Origin of the sequence: Pseudoalteromonas sp. APC 3694 (assembly GCF_030407565.1) — a bacterium.
Taxonomy (GTDB): Bacteria; Pseudomonadota; Gammaproteobacteria; order Enterobacterales; family Alteromonadaceae; genus Pseudoalteromonas; species Pseudoalteromonas tetraodonis.
The window spans coordinates 1-20,676 of sequence record NZ_JASDDE010000067.1 but is presented as its reverse complement, the minus strand read 5'-3'; the positions used below and the strand labels follow the sequence as shown (position 1 = coordinate 20,676).

General features: G+C 40.1%; 15 protein-coding genes and 1 pseudogene. 5 read left to right on the top strand and 11 right to left on the bottom strand.

The window, feature by feature from the left end; all coding sequences use genetic code 11:
* Positions 1 to 89: 89 nt before the first annotated feature.
* Positions 90 to 1,193 (bottom strand): phosphoribosylaminoimidazolesuccinocarboxamide synthase, encoded by a 1,104-nt coding sequence (locus QMA00_RS16565; RefSeq protein WP_076922880.1) that lies wholly within the window; start codon positions 1,191 to 1,193, stop codon positions 90 to 92.
* Between the two features lie 178 nt (positions 1,194 to 1,371).
* On the opposite strand from QMA00_RS16565, the gene QMA00_RS16560 reads away from it, so the two are divergent.
* Genes QMA00_RS16560 through QMA00_RS16545 form a run of 4 tightly spaced genes read left to right on the top strand, consistent with a single transcriptional unit; the run spans position 1,372 to position 4,925 of the window.
* A complete protein-coding gene (locus QMA00_RS16560; RefSeq protein ID WP_083238636.1) occupies positions 1,372 to 2,442 on the top strand; it encodes a CDP-glycerol glycerophosphotransferase family protein in 1,071 nt (356 codons plus the stop codon).
* A 7-nt stretch (positions 2,443 to 2,449) separates the two neighbouring features.
* Positions 2,450 to 3,148, top strand: a complete 699-nt coding sequence (locus tag QMA00_RS16555) for an ABC transporter ATP-binding protein (RefSeq protein WP_069438833.1) — start codon at positions 2,450 to 2,452, stop codon at positions 3,146 to 3,148.
* On the top strand, positions 3,145 to 4,410 hold the full coding sequence (locus tag QMA00_RS16550) for an ABC transporter permease (protein WP_076922879.1): 1,266 nt from the start codon (positions 3,145 to 3,147) through the stop codon (positions 4,408 to 4,410). Before QMA00_RS16555 ends, QMA00_RS16550 begins: the two co-directional genes overlap by 4 nt.
* A gap of 14 nt (positions 4,411 to 4,424) precedes the next feature.
* Positions 4,425 to 4,925: a DUF3299 domain-containing protein gene (locus QMA00_RS16545; RefSeq protein WP_028834506.1), complete on the top strand. Its 501-nt coding sequence runs from the start codon at positions 4,425 to 4,427 to the stop codon at positions 4,923 to 4,925.
* Between the two features lie 58 nt (positions 4,926 to 4,983).
* Here QMA00_RS16545 and tldD read toward each other — a convergent pair whose 3' ends face one another.
* The 9 genes and pseudogenes from tldD to QMA00_RS16500 all read right to left on the bottom strand — a co-directional run bounded on the left by tldD (position 4,984) and on the right by QMA00_RS16500 (position 17,600).
* On the bottom strand, positions 4,984 to 6,423 hold the full coding sequence (gene tldD, locus QMA00_RS16540; protein ID WP_076922878.1) for a metalloprotease TldD: 1,440 nt from the start codon (positions 6,421 to 6,423) through the stop codon (positions 4,984 to 4,986).
* Complete coding sequence (locus tag QMA00_RS16535) at positions 6,420 to 7,259, bottom strand: carbon-nitrogen hydrolase family protein (protein WP_076922877.1); 840 nt, start codon at positions 7,257 to 7,259, stop codon at positions 6,420 to 6,422. The genes tldD and QMA00_RS16535 overlap by 4 nt, the downstream gene beginning before the upstream one ends.
* Positions 7,256 to 11,104, bottom strand: a complete 3,849-nt coding sequence (locus QMA00_RS16530; RefSeq protein WP_076922876.1) for a YhdP family protein — start codon at positions 11,102 to 11,104, stop codon at positions 7,256 to 7,258. Before QMA00_RS16530 ends, QMA00_RS16535 begins: the two co-directional genes overlap by 4 nt.
* On the bottom strand, positions 11,104 to 12,576 hold the full coding sequence (rng, locus tag QMA00_RS16525) for a ribonuclease G (RefSeq protein WP_013463925.1): 1,473 nt from the start codon (positions 12,574 to 12,576) through the stop codon (positions 11,104 to 11,106). Before rng ends, QMA00_RS16530 begins: the two co-directional genes overlap by 1 nt.
* 1 nt (position 12,577) lies before the next feature.
* Positions 12,578 to 13,147 carry a nucleoside triphosphate pyrophosphatase gene (locus QMA00_RS16520; protein ID WP_076922875.1) on the bottom strand — a complete coding sequence of 190 codons (570 nt, stop codon included), beginning with the start codon at positions 13,145 to 13,147 and terminating at the stop codon, positions 12,578 to 12,580.
* Entirely contained in the window at positions 13,147 to 13,626 is a 480-nt protein-coding gene (gene mreD, locus QMA00_RS16515) for a rod shape-determining protein MreD (protein ID WP_016900308.1), read from the bottom strand. Before mreD ends, QMA00_RS16520 begins: the two co-directional genes overlap by 1 nt.
* On the bottom strand, positions 13,619 to 14,461 hold the full coding sequence (gene mreC, locus QMA00_RS16510) for a rod shape-determining protein MreC (protein ID WP_175610061.1): 843 nt from the start codon (positions 14,459 to 14,461) through the stop codon (positions 13,619 to 13,621). The genes mreD and mreC overlap by 8 nt, the downstream gene beginning before the upstream one ends.
* Complete coding sequence (locus tag QMA00_RS16505) at positions 14,461 to 15,504, bottom strand: rod shape-determining protein (RefSeq protein ID WP_013463921.1); 1,044 nt, start codon at positions 15,502 to 15,504, stop codon at positions 14,461 to 14,463. Before QMA00_RS16505 ends, mreC begins: the two co-directional genes overlap by 1 nt.
* A gap of 134 nt (positions 15,505 to 15,638) precedes the next feature.
* A pseudogene (locus QMA00_RS16500) lies at positions 15,639 to 17,600 on the bottom strand (SUMF1/EgtB/PvdO family nonheme iron enzyme).
* A gap of 335 nt (positions 17,601 to 17,935) precedes the next feature.
* On the opposite strand from QMA00_RS16500, the gene QMA00_RS16495 reads away from it, so the two are divergent.
* Positions 17,936 to 18,844, top strand: a complete 909-nt coding sequence (locus QMA00_RS16495) for a pyridoxal-phosphate dependent enzyme (RefSeq protein ID WP_076922874.1) — start codon at positions 17,936 to 17,938, stop codon at positions 18,842 to 18,844.
* Between the two features lie 29 nt (positions 18,845 to 18,873).
* Here QMA00_RS16495 and QMA00_RS16490 read toward each other — a convergent pair whose 3' ends face one another.
* Positions 18,874 to 20,520 carry an EAL domain-containing protein gene (locus QMA00_RS16490; RefSeq protein ID WP_076922873.1) on the bottom strand — a complete coding sequence of 549 codons (1,647 nt, stop codon included), beginning with the start codon at positions 20,518 to 20,520 and terminating at the stop codon, positions 18,874 to 18,876.
* Positions 20,521 to 20,676 lie beyond the last annotated feature (156 nt).

Here is a 20,676-nt window from a genome sequence, read left to right as displayed (position 1 = left end):
GGGAACCAGCCTAAAAAGGTAGCTTAGGCTTTCTTTTTGAAACTCCTTCAAAACGAGCAGCGTTTAGTGGGAGTTGTTCATTTACTACGTTATTTAACGATTAAACCGTAATCAGCATCTAAAATAGCAATCACTTCTTGGCGCGGATCATTAGGTATAATAATCTCTTTACCAATAATTTTGCTCGCGATGCCCACATAAGTGTCAGACACTTCAAGCATTACTGACTCAGGTAAAATATAATCTTTTGCTAACTGCTCACGTTCAGCCATACGGTCTTTATTTAATAACACATCACTCTCTGGTACGTTATTAATTAACAGCTGACGGAAACCTTCCTTTGAGTTTTCAACAATCTTGCCATCTCTATAAGATGCTTCATCCCAAATACGCGATGAATCGGGTGTCCCTACTTCATCAATATAAATAAGTTGCTGCGCACCACTTAAATCTTCTACGTAGCCAAATTCAAATTTGGTATCAACAAAAATTTGCCCTAGCTTAGCTAACTCATTACTGATAAGTTCAAACCCTTCTACTAATAATTTTTCGTATTTTGTGACATCTTCTGCCGATTTAAAGTTAAATACGTCTAAGTTGTTTGTAATATTTTCACGAGTGATGTTTACATCATCAACGGCAGGAATATCAGCAACCCCTTCTATAATACCTTTAGTAGAAGGAGTTATAAGTACTTGCTCAAGCTTTTGATTCGCTTTTAAGCCTTCAGGAAGTTGCAAACCACAAAAGTGTCTTTCGCCTTTGGCGTAGTCGCGCCACATACTGCCGGTAATATATTGACGAGCAATCGCTTCAACTTTAACTGTACTGGCTTTACGAACAATCCATACGTATGGATGAGGAATATCAACAATATGATTACCCGCCAAACCGGCTTCATTAAACATGTTAAACCAATGAGCAGCCACTGAGTTTAATGCAATCCCTTTACCAGGAACGCCATTTAGGCCATTTTCACCTTGCCATATACAATCAAAAGCAGAAATTCTGTCAGAAATAACCATAATGGCTAATTCAGTATCGGCAGGAACGTTATAGCCTTTTTCATTTATTAAGCGTTTGCTATCTGCATCGGTTAACCAATAAACTGAACGCACTTTGCCACTATGTACTTTACCTTTGGTACGAATGGGTAAGTCATCGTTTACGTCTAAAACTTTATAGCTAGTCATGCTATCTCCGGGGTTTGGCATGCTCAAAGAGCAAAGTATGGAATTGGGGTTAGGCGCTCTATAATAATCTAGCCAACCACAAAGCTCAATCTTAGGCTAAAAACAAATCATCTCAGTATATTTATCTAGCTGGCGCATTGGGGTAAACTTGCATGATTACTTGCCCTAAGGAGCTAACTTGAACTATTTAACTGCCACTAAGAATAAGAAATATTTAATGTATATTTCTCAAAATTATTCCTATGCTATTTTAAGGCCTTTACAGGCGCAAATATTGGCACATGGTGGTGAAGTACGCTGGTTTTTAGCGGGTAGCGAAGTAAACCCCGATTTTTTAACTACAGACGAGCCACGTTTACGTACCATAAAAGATGTTAAAAACTGGGCTCCAAACATTACATTTATACCGGGCAATATAGTACCTAGCTTTATTCCGGGTAAAAAAGTGGCTGTATTTCATGGTTTTAATTCTGAAAAGCGCAGCTCTGAAGGTAATCGTGGTCACTTTACTATTCGTGGTTGTTACGATTTATATTGTACGCAAGGCCCAAATACAACAACCCGATTTAAAGAGCTCGCTAAACAGCATGGTTTCTTTAAAGTAACAGAAACTGGCTGGCCAACACTCGATCCACTTTTTAGTAATACTTCAAATAACCCTTATGTAAGTGACGACCCTCGCCCTACTTTACTTATATGCTCAACTTTCTCACGAAAGCTATCACTTGCTCCTAAATTATATGAACAAATAAAGCATTTTAGTGAACAAGGTAAGTGGCGTATTTTGATGCAGTTTCATCCTAAAATGCCAGTCGAATGGGTTAATAAATACAAAGCGCTGAGTAACGAAAATCTAACATTTATTGAAACCGATAACGTTTTGCCGTTGCTACAAACTGCTGATGTTATGCTGTGCGATACATCGTCAGTTCTTTTAATGTTTTTACTACTACGTAAACCGGTAGTCACGTTTTGTAATCAAAAACCTCTTTCTCATTTACTTAATATTACCGACGCTGATGACGTAGAAGCAGCTATTGAACACGCGCTTACTAAGCCTACTGATTTAATGCAAAATATTGAAAGTTACTGTCAGGAGCTTCATCCGTACACCGATGGTCAATCTAGCCAGCGCGTATTAAATGCAGCTAATGAATTTTTACAACGTAACGAAAAACTAAAACCCAAGCCATTAAATATTATAAGACAACTAAAAATGCGTAAAGATCTAAACTACTGGGGTTGGTAACCTGATAATGATAAATCTGAAAAACGTAACTTTTAAGTGGCATCAAAGCGATAGCTCACTCACACTCAACATAAAAGAGTTAGTCATAGAAAAAAGTGAGCATATTTTTTTACACGGTCCTAGTGGCTCAGGTAAATCAACATTATTAGCGATTCTTGCTGGTATTAATACAGCCACTAGCGGTGAGGTATCAATTTTAAACCAAAACCTAACTGCATTAAGCAATACTACCCGTGATGTTTTTAGAGCGGATCACATTGGCTACATTTTTCAGAACTTTAACCTGCTTCCTTATTTAACTCCTATTGAAAATATAACGCTTGGGTGTGAGTTTTCAAAAAACCGAAAACGAAAAACATTAAAGCAATCATCAAATAAAAACTCTGCCTTACAACAAGAAGCGATACGGTTATTAATTGCTTTAGGCCTTACACCGCAGTATCACCATAAAGATGTTGCCACTTTGAGTATTGGGCAACAACAGCGAGTTGCTGCAGCGCGGGCATTTATAGGCAGCCCTGAACTTATCATTGCCGATGAGCCTACTTCAGCACTTGATACGCAAAATCGTGAAAGCTTTATTAAGCTGCTATTTGAACAAGCAAAAAAAAGTAACAGCACGCTTGTTTTTGTCAGTCACGATGAAACATTAAAGCCACTCTTTAGCCGCACAATCGACTTAGTAAGTTTACAAGGTGATGTATGATTTTATTTAAACTTGCCTATAAAAGTTTGCTCAATAGACGTGCCAGCGTATTACTGACATTGCTCACTATTGCGATTAGCGTCATGTTATTACTCAGTATTGAGCGAGTTCGCGTAGATGCTAAAAGTAGTTTTAGTAATACTATTTCGGGTACCGATTTAATTGTTGGCGCACGCACTGGCGATATTCAATTACTCCTCTCCTCGGTGTTTAGAATTGGCCATACCAACAATGGGGTGAGTTGGCAAAGCTATCAATACATAACAAAACAGCGCGGGGTTAAGTGGAGCATTCCTATCAGCCTTGGAGATAGCCATAAAGGTCAAGCTGTCTTAGGCACCACACTCGATTATTTTAAGCACTATCGATTTGCTAAAAAACAACCCTTAGCATTTGAACAAGGACAAGCTTTTTCTAGCATCAATGAAGTTGTTATAGGTAGTGAGGTTGCAAGTAAACTGGCCTATAAAATTGGTGATGAAATTGTGATTTCTCATGGCATGGGCAATACTAGCTTTCATCATCATGATGATAACCCTTTTAAAGTGGTTGGTATCTTAAAGCCTACCGGTACCCCGGTGGATAAAACCTTGCATGTGCCACTGGCGGCAATTGAGCTGATCCATGGTGGCGGCCATCATGATCATGACGATCATCATGATCATGACGATCATCATGATCACTCGAGCCATGCATTAATTGGGCACCCAAAACAAATTACCGCCTTTTTAATGGGCTTCGACTCACCGCTTTATACGCTACAAATTAGGCGTAACATAAATCAATATAAACAAGAGCCTCTATTAGCGATTATGCCCACAGTCACTTTAAAAGAGCTTTGGGAAATGCTGGCAATAATAGAAAAGATCCTACTGCTATTTTCATTTGTGGTGGTCATTATTAGCTTGCTCGGTATGTTAACCACATTACTTGCTAACCTTAATCAACGCCGCAGAGAACTGGCAATACTGCGTTCTGTGGGTGCCCGCCCTTGGCAATTATTTTCGCTGATCAGTATGGAATCACTGCTTACCACCTTTTTAGGTTGCTTAGTAGGTTGCACTCTATTTTATGCGCTTATGGGTACGACCGCGGGTTACTTACAGAGCCAAGCTGGAGTGAGTATTAATATCAGCATGCTCTCTGACTATGAACTCACTTTGATTGGCGTTATTATGGCTGCGGGATTTATTATTGGCTTGCTCCCCGCTACACGCGCTTACTTTTATTCTCTCAGTGATGGTATGAGTATAAAAATATAAACTTTAGGATGATCATGACGTTGTTTAAAGTAACTACACACTCTTTAATGCTATTAAGCGCAGTGCTAATTAGCTTTGCTAGCATTGCAAATCCACCCAAGGAAATTTTTTGGGAAGACCTCATACCCGAGGGCCATGTACAAATAGATACTCAAGCACAAGCTAATCACGAAGGCAGTGAACAAAACTGGGTGCAACCTGATTTAGACGCGCCAGTTGTTAAAGCACTTGATGGGCAGTCTGTTAGCTTACCTGGTTTTGTTGTACCTCTTGAAGGCGATAGCGAACTTATCACCGAGTTTTTATTAGTCCCTTACTTTGGTGCCTGTATTCATGTGCCCCCGCCGCCGCCAAATCAGCTGGTTCATGTGACCATTAAAGGCGGTGTCCCTATCGATAGCTTATACGATGCGATTGTTGTAACGGGTATTATTAAAACGCAAACTTGGTCTGGCGAAATCGCTCAAGTAGGTTACACAATGCAAGCTGTCGGTGTTGCTCCTTTTGAGCTTTAATTCTTAAAATAAAAAACCGCGTAGAAACGCGGTTTTTTTTAACGACTTTTTAATAAAATTAAGCGGTACCACCTACCGTTAACTGATCAATTTTCAAACTTGGCTGGCCTACGCCTACTGGTACACTTTGACCGTCTTTACCACAAACACCTACACCTTTATCAAGCGCTAAATCATTACCTACCATAGAGATTTGTTGCATAACCTCAGGACCATTACCAATTAAGGTAGCCCCTTTAATTGGCTGAGTAATTTTACCATTTTCAATCAAGTAAGCTTCTGAAGCACTAAATACAAACTTACCTGAGGTGATATCCACTTGGCCGCCACCAAAATTAGGGGCAAACACGCCTTTTTTAACCGTGCTGATAATATCAGCTTGGCTGTGCTCGCCGCCTAACATGTAAGTGTTGGTCATACGTGGCATTGGTAAATGCGCGTATGATTCACGACGAGCATTACCTGTTGGGTTTACCCCCATTAAACGCGCGTTCATTTTATCTTGCATATAGCCTTTTAAAATACCGTTTTCGATAAGTACGTTATAGGCTGCAGGCGTACCTTCGTCATCTACATTAAGTGAACCACGGCGATCGGCCATAGTGCCATCATCAACCACAGTACATAGCTCTGAAGCAACTTTTTGACCTACTTTACCGCTAAACGCAGACGCGCCTTTACGGTTAAAGTCTCCCTCTAGGCCATGACCTACGGCCTCGTGCAACAACACGCCTGGCCAGCCATTACCTAATACCACTTCCATAGTACCCGCAGGGGCATCAATAGCTTCTAAGTTTACTTTAGCTTGACGAACGGCTTCTTCTGCAAAACCCATCCAACGCGGCTTACCATCTACCAGCTCTTTAAAGTAACCATAATCTAGGCGCGCACCGCCACCAGCACCGCCACGTTCACGACGACCATTTTTCTCTAGCAATACAGAGCAGTTTAAACGGATCAGTGGGCGAATATCGGTAGCAAAGGTGCCATCGCTGGCTGCAATTAATACTTCTTCGTATACCGCAGACATTGAGCTAATGACTTGCTCAGCATCTGGGGCTAATTCGCGAATATAGTTTTCAAGCTCACGTAACAAATTAACTTTATCGGTATCGCTCATGCTAGAAATTGGTTGATGTGGCGCGTACTGCTCTTTAGCAGCCACGTCACTAAATACTTTAACCGCTTTATCTTCACCTGCATCGGCAATACTTCGTGCTGCCGTGGCTGCTTTGTTTAACGCTTCAAGATTGATTGCGTCTGAATACGAGAAACCGGTTTTTTCACCGCTTACAGCCCGCACCCCCACGCCACGCTCAACGTTATAAGACCCTTCTTTAACAAGGCCGTCTTCTAATACCCAAGACTCATGATGACTCGATTGAAAATAAAGATCGGCATAATCAACTTTGTGCTGGTGAATATAAGCTAATGTTTTTTCGAGTTCTTCTCGATTTAGCTGGCTGTCGTGTAATAAATGCTGTTCAACCGAATTCATAATAATGGCTCTCTAAATCGTTGGTGAGATTGCAGCGGCATATCTCGTCTAATTTTGTGTAACTGGTTTAAATCTACGGTGCAACTAATAAAACCAAGCCCTGTTGATTTTTCACTTAATGTTTCACCCCAAGGCGATAACATGAGGCTGTGACCATAAGTTTGCCTACCGTTTTCATGCACTCCATATTGCGCTGCAGCAATAACATAGCACTGCGTTTCTATTGCACGTGCTGCAAGTAGCGGCTGCCAATGCGCTTTACCTGTTGGAACAGTAAACGCACTGGGTACTAATATAATTTCGGCGCCTGTACCCACTAATGCGTTAAATAAACCAGCAAAGCGCAAATCATAACATACTGTTAAACCAATTTTACCAAAGGGAGAATCAACAACCACAACCTCATCGCCAGCTTGGGTAAAGTCAGATTCTCGGTAGCTGCCGGTCTGGTCATCTACCTCAACATCAAACAAGTGTATTTTGTTATAGCTTGCAACAATATTGCCTTGATTATTAAATAAATGAGAGGCGGCGTAATACTTATGCTGGTTATATGGCTCTGGTAACGTGCCAGCGTTTAACCAAATGTTGTGTTTACGGCACAATTCACTGATTTGCTGTTTATATTGTTCAATACGTTGAGACACTAACAACGTATCACCAGCGTGTTTACTAAACACTAAAAACGCTTCTGGTAGACACACTAGCAGCGGGCGAGCTGTCGGTAAGGTTTGTAATGCCTGTTTTAATTTTGCAATATTATCATCAGGGTTTAAGCCTGAGCACATTTGCAATGCGATAATCGCAGGAGCTGAATTTATACCTTGTTTATTCATTGTGTCGCGCTAACCCCGGCATCTTTAAGCTTTAACTCTGAGGATGCTTGTGGCTGACTTTGTGCTGCTTGCGGTAAAGTCACCTCTCGACTCTTACGATCTAACTCTTGTACCTGAGGATCGTTCATTTTGCCTGTTACTTTAAATTTGATCTCTGAGATCACTCGGGCAGAGTGAATCACTTTATCAATTGCTAAAGCTGCAAGCCCCGTTACTGGATTAACCATCCAAGCCACAATCACCGGAATGCTCGAGGTTACTTGTGGTGCCACGGCTAAGTCGTAGTCAATTTCGAGAGTATTTAAATTTGCATACCCTTTTATAGAGAGATCGGCAGGTACCCCATCCATTTTAGTATCTTGGGTATAGGCAATGCCTTTATCTATCTGCATGGTGCCTTGCATGCTGTTATAAAAAAAACCTTTAGAAAATACATCTCTAAAATCAAGCTTTAGCTTACGCACTAATGAATCAAGGCTCAGTAATGAGAATACGCGTGCACCTCCATCACTGATTTCAGTTAAATGGCCTTCGCCTAAATCCCAGCTAATTTCACCATCTAAACTGGCAATGTCTAAATCATAAGGTGCCGCTTGCCAATTTAGCTGATAATTTAGATTGGCGTTTGAGTCTTTAATAGTAGTGGTAATATCAAACTCATTAAATAAGGCGCCAATATCATTACTTTTAAGTTCACCGCTCATCGCCGTTAGGCCATTCTGCCATTGCCCTTTAGTCCGTAATATATGGTCGCCCTTATCAACCACTAGTTCAGAAATAAGCAGCTTTTTACCATCGCCTAACAATGAGGCGCTTACCTTATCAAGCTGATAATGACTTACTTTACAATCGGCACATTCAAATTCAATAGCCGGTAATTTTGTAAACCATGCAAGTTGTTCAGGGGTTGATTTTTCGCTCGGTTGCTCTGATTCTGTATCTAAAAAATTAAGCCTTAAATAATCGCTATTAATTCGAATCGGCTGACTTGATTGCCCGCTAGGTATAAATACTTCGGCTCTTAACTCTTTGGCATTGAGCTTTAATTGCAAATTATTATTTAGGGGCGATAAACGCATATCAAAATCATTAAACTGCATGCCACTCACGTTAAAAAAGTTAATATTCGCAACCACTTCATGTAAAGGCGGCATCACGCCCGGCGAGGCACTGTCAGGCTGCGCTTTAGCTACATTAATAATTTGATCAATTAAATCAATCCAAGGTAATAACTCACTCTGCGCTAAATTAATACTCACCGCTAAATTTTGTGAGTTAAGCCCTAAGTCTTTTTCACCGATGATAAAATGAGCGTTGGTAAACTGCGATTGAGTATTGTCTAGAATAGCATTGAAATAAAATAACTCATTAATATTTGCAGTGATCAGATTAGAGATATCATCACCTTGAATAACCGCACTCAGAGGCCAAATTTGCTCACTGCTTTTTGTATATACTCCTGGCAAGGAACTATTTAAGCCAATAAGTGGCGATTCAACTTCGGCACGATAGTTAAACCCTTGCTCGGTAAAATTAAGCTCTAAAGCAATATCAACGTCACTTTGCCCGCTTAAGTAACCATCTAAAATACCTTGACCATGGTTTATGAGTGTTTGCGCATCAAGCTGAGCATTTATATTTATATTAGCGCGATAATCCTCTGCGTTTGCGTCACTAGTGTAGTTAATCATTAATGGCATACCAAGCCATGTAGCCGTAGCATCGGTAAGGTTTATTTGTTGATTATTAAAGCTAAGCTCACCCTTTAAATGCTCAAGCGAAATACCGGGAGCAGAAATATAAAGAGATGCGTCGAGTAAATTAACCTTACCAGTTACACTCGCTCCGCCCTCAAATTGTGAACCGATTAGCAATTCAATATTTGCGCTGGCAAGCCCCTGTCCTTGCACAACATTAAAAATATCAGCTAATGGATTTGCTAAAGGCGTGGCGACAAAAAAATCGTGCATTTTTTCAAGCTCAGCTTGCTTATCAATACTAACCACCAATGGCGTATCGCCCATTAAGTCATCAATACTCACATGTACACTACTGCCAACGTCAAGGTTTACCAGTTGGCCTTGCTGGCTATAAATATCCATTCGCTGATTTGCAAAATGCAGCTTTACACTGGCATTTGTGACTGCTGGCCAAGCCGGATCGAATTGATAGGTAGCATTATCTATTTGCGCTAAAACATCAAACTGCCCAGAACCATCGTCAAATGGAAAGCCTGATAATGGACCAGAAAATAACACCTGAGCATTTGTTACTTCACCTGATTTTATTGCGCCATTTAAATAACTAACTAACTCAGGGCTCATTAACGTTAAAGGAAAATAATGACCGGCAATACTGGCATCGGGGGCAAATGCTTCGGCATATAAATCTAAGCGAGGCGTCTTACCTAAACTTAATTGCATCTGCGCGCTTAAGGTCACTTCATTGTTATCAAACCACAGGTTATCACTGCTAATATGCCAATCGCCTGAACGCTTAGCTAAATCTAATTCAATGTTTAGCTGGTTATAGTCAATATTATTACTAAAACTAGCACCTGTAATTAAGTGGCTGTTTTCACCAAAAATAGTGATCCGGCCATATTGCTGATTAACCAATCCATCAACCCTTAAGGATTGAGCGGCGGGTACGGCGTTTTTCTCTTGCCAGCTAATTTCATCGGCTTCAAACCATAGTTGCCATTGCTTTGCATCGGCAAACTCTAGATACGCGTTTTTTATTTCACCACTGGGTTGGCGAGCTAAAAAAGGAGTTAAATCAGTAAAATTAGTTAATTCTGCTAAATCATTTAATAGGGCTAAGTCGAGTTGCTGTAGCCATATTTTATTTTGCTTGCCTAATAAAGCTTCAAATTCGAGGCTAGGCCACGTTATTTCGTTGGTACTAAACGCTAAGCCGGTACTTTTTAACCGCCAGCTATTTTGCTCAGGGTATAAATGAAATCCCCCTTCACTTAGGCTGACCTTTTGTGTTTGCGCATTGAGTTGCCAATTTACCGCACTCGGTAACCACTGTACTTTTACATCACTTACTAAGCCTTGCTCTAGCCTAAGCCATGCTTGTAAGTTTAAATCACTATGCAGTTGCTGCTTTTGAGTATTTATATACTGGGCTAACCAATTTGACACATCAACCTGGTTAGCCTGCACATATAAATCGCCCACCATTTGCTCTAAGGTTTCACCTTTGAGCGCAATACGGGCATCAAAATTACCCACAGAAATACCCGGTAGCGCTAGGCTACCGCTACCAAGATGCTGTTTATCTTGGTTTTGCCATACAATGTTTTCTAATAACAGTTTACGTTCTTTGTTATCTTCTAGTACAAAGCTGATGCTGGAGTTTTCTATTGCAAAGTGACCAGTTTCACCTAAAAACAGTCCTTCTATTAGTTCTTTTTGCTCAAATGAAACTTCATCTTGATTACCAGCAAATAAATTAGCGACATTAACCTTGGTATGAAAACCATTGATCACAAAGTAATTTGATTTAAGCTGCAGCGACTTTAAACTTTCCCACAGGTTTAGCTCTAAACTGGTTTTAGCTATGGTTAAAGAGATAGGGGCTGTTTGGTTGTCTTTAAATGATAATTCTTCGAGTACTAAAGCGGGGCCACTACCTTGCCAACTTGCTGATATAGCACCTATAGATAAACTAATATCAAACTTATTATCAAGATAGCTTTCTATATCTCCTTTATAATCGTTCGCGTAGGGTAAGGTGTATTTTAAAATAGAAACAATCACGGCCAGTAGTACTAAAATTACAGCACTTATTTGCCATAATTTTCGCACACAATAAAAACAGGCCGCTTTAAATTTCATTACATCATTACCACATCAAACTGCTCTTGGCTGTATAAACTTTCGGTTTGAATATTGACCTGCTTTCCAATAAATAGTTCTAATTCGGCGAGGTTATGATACTCATCATTTAATAGCGCTTCACATACTGCAGGCGAAGCATACACTACAAACTTATCCGCATCGTAAGCGCGATTAACACGTACTATTTCACGAAGAATTTCATAGCAGACTGTCTCAACTGTTTTTTGTGAGCCACGCCCTGAACATGCTGGGCATACATCACACAATACATGCTCTAGGCTTTCGCGGGTACGTTTGCGGGTCATTTCAACTAAGCCTAATGCCGACAAACCATTGATATTAGATTTGGCACGATCTTTATCGAGTGCAGATTCTAATGAGTGCATTACACGGCGTTTATGCTCATCGCTTACCATATCAATAAAGTCGATAATAATAATACCGCCCAAATTGCGCAGCCTTAGTTGACGGGCAATAGCTGAGGTTGCTTCTACGTTGGTATTAAAAATAGTTTCTTCAAGGTTACGGTGACCAACAAAAGCACCGGTATTTACATCAACAGTGGTCATCGCTTCAGTTTGATCTATGATCAAGTAACCACCCGATTTTAAAGTAACTTTACGATGCAGTGCTTTTTGAATTTCACTTTCTACATCAAATAAATCAAAAATGGGGCGCTCACCTGGGTAATACTCAAGCACTTGTGATAACAAAGGCACAAACTCTTCAGTAAACAGCTTAAGCTCTTGGTAGGTAAGCTTAGAGTCAACACGGATGCGCTCCATATCTTCACCTACGTAATCACGTAACGTTCTAAAGGCAAGTGTAAGATCTTCATGCAAGATACTGGCTTTGCTTGTTTTTCTGCGTCTAGAGACAATTTTATCCCAGAGCTTTTTTAAAAAAGCTGCATCGTGTCTCAGCTCCGCTTCACTTGCGCCTTCAGCAGCTGTTCTGACAATAAAACTACCGTTTTCATCGCCGTATTCGGCTACAATTTTTTTCAGCCTTGCACGCTCTTCTTCCGTTTCGATACGCTGACTCACCCCAACATGTGTCGCATCAGGCATAAACACTAAATACCGTGAAGGTATCGTGATATCAGTGGTTAAACGTGCCCCTTTGCTACCCAAAGGATCTTTAACCACTTGCACCATAATGTACTGACCTTGGCGAACCAGTTCACGAATATCTTGGACTTTTTTAATCGGCTCGTCGTCAACGCCCTCAACAATAGAGGCACTATTAACGATATCTGAAGCGTGTAAAAAGGCGGCTTTCTCTAGGCCAATATCAACAAAAGCGGCTTGCATACCAGGTAACACGCGGCTTATTTTACCTAAGTAAATATTACCCACGATACCTAAGTTACCAATACGTTCTAGTTGAATTTCTTGTAATACACCGTTTTCGATTAGGGCAACGCGACTTTCACTTGGCGTGACATTGATCAGTAGTTCTGTACTCATGCTACCCTCTTAAGAATGTATTTAATAATTGTTCTGTCTCATATAAAGGTAAGCCGACAACGGCAAAATAGCTACCCGAAATATGCGTTACAAAGCGCCCACCTAACCCTTGGATACCGTAACCACCGGCTTTATCTTGAGGCTCGCCCGTTTGCCAATAAGCATGTATTTCTTCATCACTGAGTGTTTTAAAGGTGACATCTGTACTGACCACACAACTGAGTACTTTATCTGGTGTCGCAAAAGCGATGGCAGTTAACACTTGGTGCGTGTTCCCTGATAAGCGCTTTAAGGTTTGGGTAAAATCGTCTTTATCTTGTGGCTTACATAAGGATTCATTATCCATCACCACCACAGTATCACTACCTAGCACAGGCCGGTCAGTATAACCTTGCTCTACGCCCATTTGCGCCTTTAAACGCGCTAAACGCTCTACATAGTCATGCGGGCACTCATTAGCAAGCTGGCTTTCATCGGCATCAACACTAAACTGTGAAAATTCAATACCCAATTGGGTTAGAAGCTCTTTACGACGGGGAGACGCGGAGGCTAAATATACTGCGCAAGTCATTATCTGATCCTAAAATGTCTACGGTATTTTCGAAGTAATAAAAATACCCATATCCAGCTCAACATGCCTGTTAATACAGGCCATAAGTAATGTGGGCTAAAATAAACGCCAAGTAAAAAGTGATTTAACCAAAACTGCATTAAGTGGTAAAGCGTTAAGAACAAGCCTATAAGTAGGCTTTGTTGCCACAATGAAAAATTGCGAATTTTTTGGAAGTTACTTGCAGTAACAAAAATACACACTGAATAAGTTAAGGAATTAACACCCAATGAGGAGCCTGTTGCTAAGTCAATTAATAACCCAACAACCCAAGCAGTCCCTATATTTAGTCTATGCGGTAAAGCTAAAGACCAGTACATAAGCACCAACAGCACCCAATCAGGACGAAATGGTTCAAGTGAAAAAGGTAACGGCATTAGCGCCATTACTAATGCAAAGAAAATACTTAATGCGATTAAGAGCATATGACGGTTAATCATCACCCATCAACTCCTGCTGATTTAGCCATAACACCACTAATAACCGAATTCGATCTAATTGAGCTATCGGCTCAGCAAATACTTGCGCAAAAGGTTGGCCTTCATCACGAGTTATTTCGGTGATCACCGCAACCGGATAACCTTCAGGAAAGGTACCTCCTAGGCCAGAGGTCACCAGCACATCACCAATACGCACATCTAAGCTATGTGGCACATGTGATAGCTTTAGCACGTTAATTTTACCGATACCTTCAACCACTGTGCGCACATCGTTTCGTAATATACGCACCGGTGTTGCATGGGTGGTATCTGTAATTAACAGCACCCGCGAGGTTGTTGAACCAACTTTAGTCAACTGCCCGACTAACCCCATATCATCAATCACCGCTTGGCTTTCGCTTAAACCATCGGTGGTTCCCCGATTTATCACCACTTGGTGACTATAAGGATTTGAATGAACAGAAAGTACTTGAGCAATAATTTTACGATTGGTGTGTTTAGAGGAAGAGCCAAGTAATGCACGAAGTTTTTGATTCTCTTTTGCTAAAAACTCATATTGCTGGATTTGCTCACTTTGCAATACTTGCTTCTTTTTGAGTGCTTCGTTTTCGGTTAGTAACTGCTCACGGGTATGCAAACTTTTGGCGCTAAAGCTAAATACTTCGTAAGGTAGGTTAGCAACATAAATAAGTGGACTGACCAACGTATTCAAACTAGTACGAATGTTCTCGCCACCTTGCGTGTACTTGTCTCCAAGGATCAATACGATACTCAAAAGCACTGCGACAGAAAGTCGCAGTTGCAAAGAAACCGTTTTTTCAAACATTGATTTCATTAATCGTAACTAAAAACGTCACCACCGTGCACATCAATCATTTCAAGGGCCTTGCCGCCGCCACGTGCAACACACGTAAGTGGATCATCAGCAACAACCACTGGAATGCCCGTTTCTTCCATTAGCAGGCGATCTAAATCCTTAAGTAATGCGCCGCCGCCAGTTAACACCATACCATGCGCTGAAATATCAGATGCCAGCTCAGGTGGAGACTGCTCAAGCGCCACCATGACAGCGCTTACAATTCCCATTAGTGGCTCTTGTAATGCTTCTAAGATTTCATGCGAGTTAAGCGTAAACGAACGAGGAACGCCTTCTGCAAGGTTACGACCACGCACTTCTATCTCTACTGGTTCGTCTGTTTTAAATGCCGATCCAATTTGGTGTTTAATATTCTCAGCGGTGGCTTCACCGATTAAGCTACCAAAGTTACGACGCACATAATTAATAATGGCTTCATCGAACTTATCACCACCAATGCGTACTGAAGATGAATACACAACACCATTAAGTGAAATAATAGCGACTTCTGTTGTACCGCCACCAATATCAACCACCATAGAACCCGTTGCTTCAGACACCGGTAAACCGGCACCAATTGCAGCTGCCATTGGCTCTTCGATTAAGTAGACTTCGCGAGCACCTGCACCCATCGCTGATTCACGAATTGCACGCTTTTCAACTTGAGTAGCTCCACAAGGAACACAAATAAGCACGCGTGGGCTTGGGCGCATAAAATTATTATTGTGCACTTGTTTGATGAAGTGCTGTAACATTTTTTCAGTAACATAAAAATCAGCAATCACACCGTCTTTCATTGGACGTATAGCTTTAATATTACCAGGCGTACGGCCCAACATTTGCTTAGCTTCTGTACCTACAGATGCAACACTTTTAGGTCCACCAGCACGCTCTTGACGAATAGCAACAACTGAAGGTTCGTTTAATACAATACCTTCTTCTTTTACATAAATTAGTGTGTTGGCTGTACCTAAATCGATCGATAGATCGTTTGAAAAAATACCACGGAGTTTTTTAAACATGAGGCTGGATGACCTTTGAAATTCGTTCTTATTGTAGTTGCGCTTACTTTAACATTCTCAACACAATGAGCAATGTAAAGCGCAACCGTCTTTGTAATCATTAAAAAGAGGAAGCACCGCTTCCACATTAAATATTATCGTTCGCTCATTAAGCGAAAGCCAATATAATTAGCTCTAAAATCTGGCGCTAAAATTAAACGCGTTGATGCACGAGCAAGGCTAGAGGCAAAATTCCATGCACCTCCGCGAACAACGGCATCTTTTTTATTCCCTGTGCTGCTAGCCCATTCCCATACATTGCCTACAGTATCGTATAAGCCAAATGCATTTGCAGAGAAAGACCCTACCGGAGCCGTGCGTTTATTCGACCACTCGCTACCACACCAACCACAGTTAGCTAGGTTTTTACCAGTTTCGTTACCCCATGGGTACTCTGTCTCAATGCCTGAACGCGCCGCATATTCCCACTCAACCTCAGTGGGTAAACGATACGTTTGCGCTGTTTTATCAGAAAACCATTCAGCGTAAGCAATAGCATCATTTTTGTCAAACACACAGCAGGAAACTCATTGGTTTGCTCAAATCCTGGAGCACGCCAATTTAAGCTTGCTTCCCAAACAGGTCCGCCGTTGAGGTAATATGCGCAACCTTTGCCTTTTTCAGCTTCGGTTTTATATTGCGTTTCGTTTACAAACGCTTCAAATGCGCCAACAGTCACTTCTTTGCTCTGCATAGCAAAAGATTCACTAATCGTTTTTTCAACCACGGGGCGTTCATTTTCAAGCCCATTGCCGTTTATATCACCCATTTTAAATTTACCAAAGGGGATCATCACTGCTGATGGGTCCACCATAGGTGGGCGTGTATCAACTTCCATTCCTTTTGGGCAATCGACTCTGACTTTTTTTCCAACTGAGCAAAAAGCGTTCGCGTTTTCTTTAAGTCAATTCGCGCTTTATAAGGGATGTAACCTTCTTTGCGTATTTCTAATTTATGCAAACCACGTGGTAAGTTCGTCACCAAACGAGTAGAACCTACTCGAATATCATTAATAAATACTTCATCGCCGTGTACATTAGAGCGTAAGGTTAACTAAACTAATTGATCTTTCTTGTTCTCAGCGACCACTTTAGGCTTTTTATTAACTGTTTTAGCGACAACGGCAGCGGCTTTATTATCCCCATTATAGCTGAATGTTAACTGACTATCAGAGAAAGTAGTGCTATAAGCTGGCTGATAAGTATTTGCCAGCGGGGTACCATACTCTAAACAAAAACTATTATTCACACTAAGTAAGTGACATAAACGACTGCTGTTTACATCTCCGCGCATAGTAACGCTTAATTGACGTTGTAATCACCTTGCCCGCTAAATGCGCTCTTAATCACGTGACTACTTAAAATTTGTACTTGTGCCCCTGCCATGTCTCGCTTAGGTTCAACAAGACGTTTTTCTGTAAGATTTTCAAATATTTGATCTAAAAAACGTTTAGTTGCCTTTTTCAGCTCTATTTGCTGACCGCTCTGCTCACATGCCGCCAGTGTTTCAGTCCGCTTACAGTTAATGGTATGATCAACTTCAAACGTACCCTCTCGGGTAAACTCATTGCGTAATCGCTCTACACGCGCCGTGGTATATTGCACTTTTAAGCTTTCAATGGTGTTTTGAAGTGCATGTTTATCAGCGCGAATTTGCTCAATATCTTTTAGATGGGATGCAATTGCCGCCAATTGCATAGAAATATCATTTTTATTTTGTTCTTGATCAACAACGGCTTTTTGATAACGCGACTGTGCAGAGGTAATGTCTAGCGACGGATTATCAATTAAACGTCGATACATATCATTCATCGCATCCAACGCTTGGTTTTTTTCTTTATCAAGCTGTGTGGAACGCGTTATCAGCAATTCAAGTTGTGTTTGAAGTTGATTCTCTTCTTTTAAATATTTGCCGAGCATCGTCGTTGAACGAGTGTATTCTGTTTGTTTCGTATTAATCTCTGATTCAATTCTGTTTACAGTAGTTGTATCTTGTGCAAATACTGTGCTTGCAAAAAAGCTAGCAGAAATTAACAGAGATAAAGGAGCAATTCGCATATATTCCAGACCCAAAAAAGCGGCAATTATTTGGTTATTATTATTTTTTATAATAAAACCTTATGCTATGTACTTGAAGCACAAAACACAAGCTTTGTTCATTTATTATCTCAGTTTACAACTATTATCCCGTTTCATGCCAGTAAATAACCGTTTCATTTGTACTAAATAGCTAATTTATTTAACAACACCGAGATTTATCTGCATTTTACGCTATTAAGATGCCAATTTAGCCGCGTATTCATATTTTTTAGTTTGCTTAAGTAATAAAAACTGAGTCAAAATAACGCTATTACACAGCACATTCATCATGTAACTAATGAAAAAGAGTGATAATGCCAATACCATTCAGTATTAATGAACATAGCTATTTACAAACAATTACCAGTGAATTACTAACAGACAAGAAAATAACTTTAACTATTAAGCGCGATGATTTATTGCATCCACTTATCAGCGGTAATAAATGGCGAAAGCTCAAATACAATTTAGTTCGTATGCAACAACTGGGTAAATCTGAATTACTTACATTTGGTGGTGCTTTTTCAAATCACATTCATGCGTGCGCCGCTGCTGGTAAAGAGTTTAACTTAACAACCCACGCAATTGTGCGCGGCCCACAGCTTGATCTAAATAATCCTACTCTAAAATTTGCACAGCAATGTGGTATGCAGTTACATGCAGTCAATCGTATAGAGTACAAACAACGACATGATGAAGCCTATTTAGCCGCATTACAGGCACGCTTTCCAAACGCATACATTCTACCTGAAGGAGGCACTAACGAGTTTGCTATAGAGGGATGTAAAGAGCTTGCCCAGAGTTTACCTGAGCACGACTACTTAATCTGTCCAACTGGCAGTGGCGGCACCTTGGCTGGATTGGTAGAGGGCAGCTCAAATAAAATCAACCTACTAGGGATTGCTGTTTTAAAGCAAGCCGACTACCTGCGGGACGAAATACGCGCTCTTAGCCCTAAAGCAAAATCACAAAATAACTGGCAACTACTTACGCAATTTCACGGTGGTGGATATGGTCGTTTTACAGCTGAGTTATGGCAGTTTTGCCAACACATGCAGCATCAACATCAATTACCCTTGGAGCCTATTTACAGCGGTAAAATGATGTACGCACTTTGGCAGCTCATCAATAATGATTACTTTGTCCCTAACAGCAAAATTATTGCAATACATACTGGTGGGTTGCAAGGTTTAGAAGGGCTAAAATATCGCAAATTAGTGTAGAGTATATTTAACTTGTTAATTGCTTAGCATTAGTGAAATGCGACTTGAGTATAATTGGGTAGTAATTTAGAAAAATATCCTCCTTGCGCGCCGCTAATGCCTATTACTTTTAAAAGTTGTAGCTCCTGAGGCGTCTCTACATCAAGTGCAAATACTGACAAGCTCAATAATCTACTTATATGCACAATTCCCCTAACGTATTTTTGTTGTGAATTACTGCGCTCTATCCCATGGACAAGTTCAAAAGCTAAGTTAAGCCCTGATATTTGTTTATTAAGCGTAAACTTAAAAATATTTTTACTGCTTCTCACATCATCAATTACAATATTGCAGTTTAGTGCCGCTATTGCTGCAAAAGCGCCTTGCAACCGTAATTGATTATTTAAGAATTCTGATTCATTTATAGAAAATTGCAGTGTATGTTGGTTTTTTAAGTCATTGATATAAGCAGTTAACCAGCTCCAAAACTCGTTATTAAACCAGTTTTTAGGATGTAACTTAATACTGATAACTGACGATGAGTTATCTATAAGCAATAGTTTTTTTACTTGCATAACTACCGCTTGATCGTGCAATAGCGCCTCACCTTCGTTATAAAATTGACTGATACTTTCTTGATTAAGTAATTGTTTATTTCCCCTGTCATTACTTTTAATTGATACGTAATGCTTAATAATAGCGCCGCTATCGAGCTCGTATACTGGTTGAAATAAAATAGCCAATTTTTGCTTTTTAATTCGTTGTGGTATTGAGTGTCTATCGAGCTTTTGGACATGACCATAATTTAACGCTAATTGGTGATAATGCTTAACTCGATTTTGCTGCGAAAGAGTAAGTGCCGACTTTGCCAACTGATACACCATAACCTGATCAGCCTCGGAATAATAAGTACATAAACCTACTTTTACATGCCTCTGTGCAGTTCTTGGCGCCAATACATGAGCGGCACTTACAATGCATTGATATAAATATTTAGCGCAATTGAGTTTATAAATTGCATCAATCCCTGTGAGAGTAAAAGCGAAATTGCCTGCAGTTAATAACTTAACCGATATTTCAGTCGTATTAATAAAGTCTTTTGCCAATAAGACTTTAAGAGTCGCTTGTAAGTCAGTGTTTGCATCAAAATGACATTCACACTGAATAAGTGCAAATACATTATATTTAATTGCTTCCTGCACATTAGTTGTCGCTATTGGAGCGAGCTGTAAAGAACTCACTTTGGGTGCATAACGTACTTTCTTATTATTAAAGTGCTGCTGACGTTTAGAGGTTATTGTGCTGTTTTTTATTGTTTTAGGCTTTTTAAAACGTCGAATGCAAAGCATAGCGAGCAAAAGAACCGCGTTTATTATTAAAAACAAATAGCTATAGCTATACCAAACTGGCCATGAGTAGAGCAAAATTCCTTTTGAGTTAGCGATAAAATAATGTTTTTGTTTTTCTATATAAATAGAGTTTTTATTAGGGGCGAGCGTAAAAGGCGTATTTGCAATAAGTTGTTTTTCATTGGCCAATGGCTGTTGCAATTGCTTTGCTAGCTTTAAACCAACTTGCTCGTTTTGATGCTGTAAAACCAAACTTAAACCGCTATTAATAATCACTAGCAAGGCGATACACAGAGCAAAAAACAAAGCATTTGAATAATTGGTAAAGTGAAATTTACTGGCTTTCATAACCCACCGGCACATCAAATAAGTTATTAAAGTGTTGTCTACTATTTGCAATTGTACAAGCCAATAATAAAAGTTTAGCGAAGGTTTAAAAGTTAGTACTTAATATTTATAAATATTATATTTAGCCTTCAATTAGTTAACTAAACAGCAGTCATT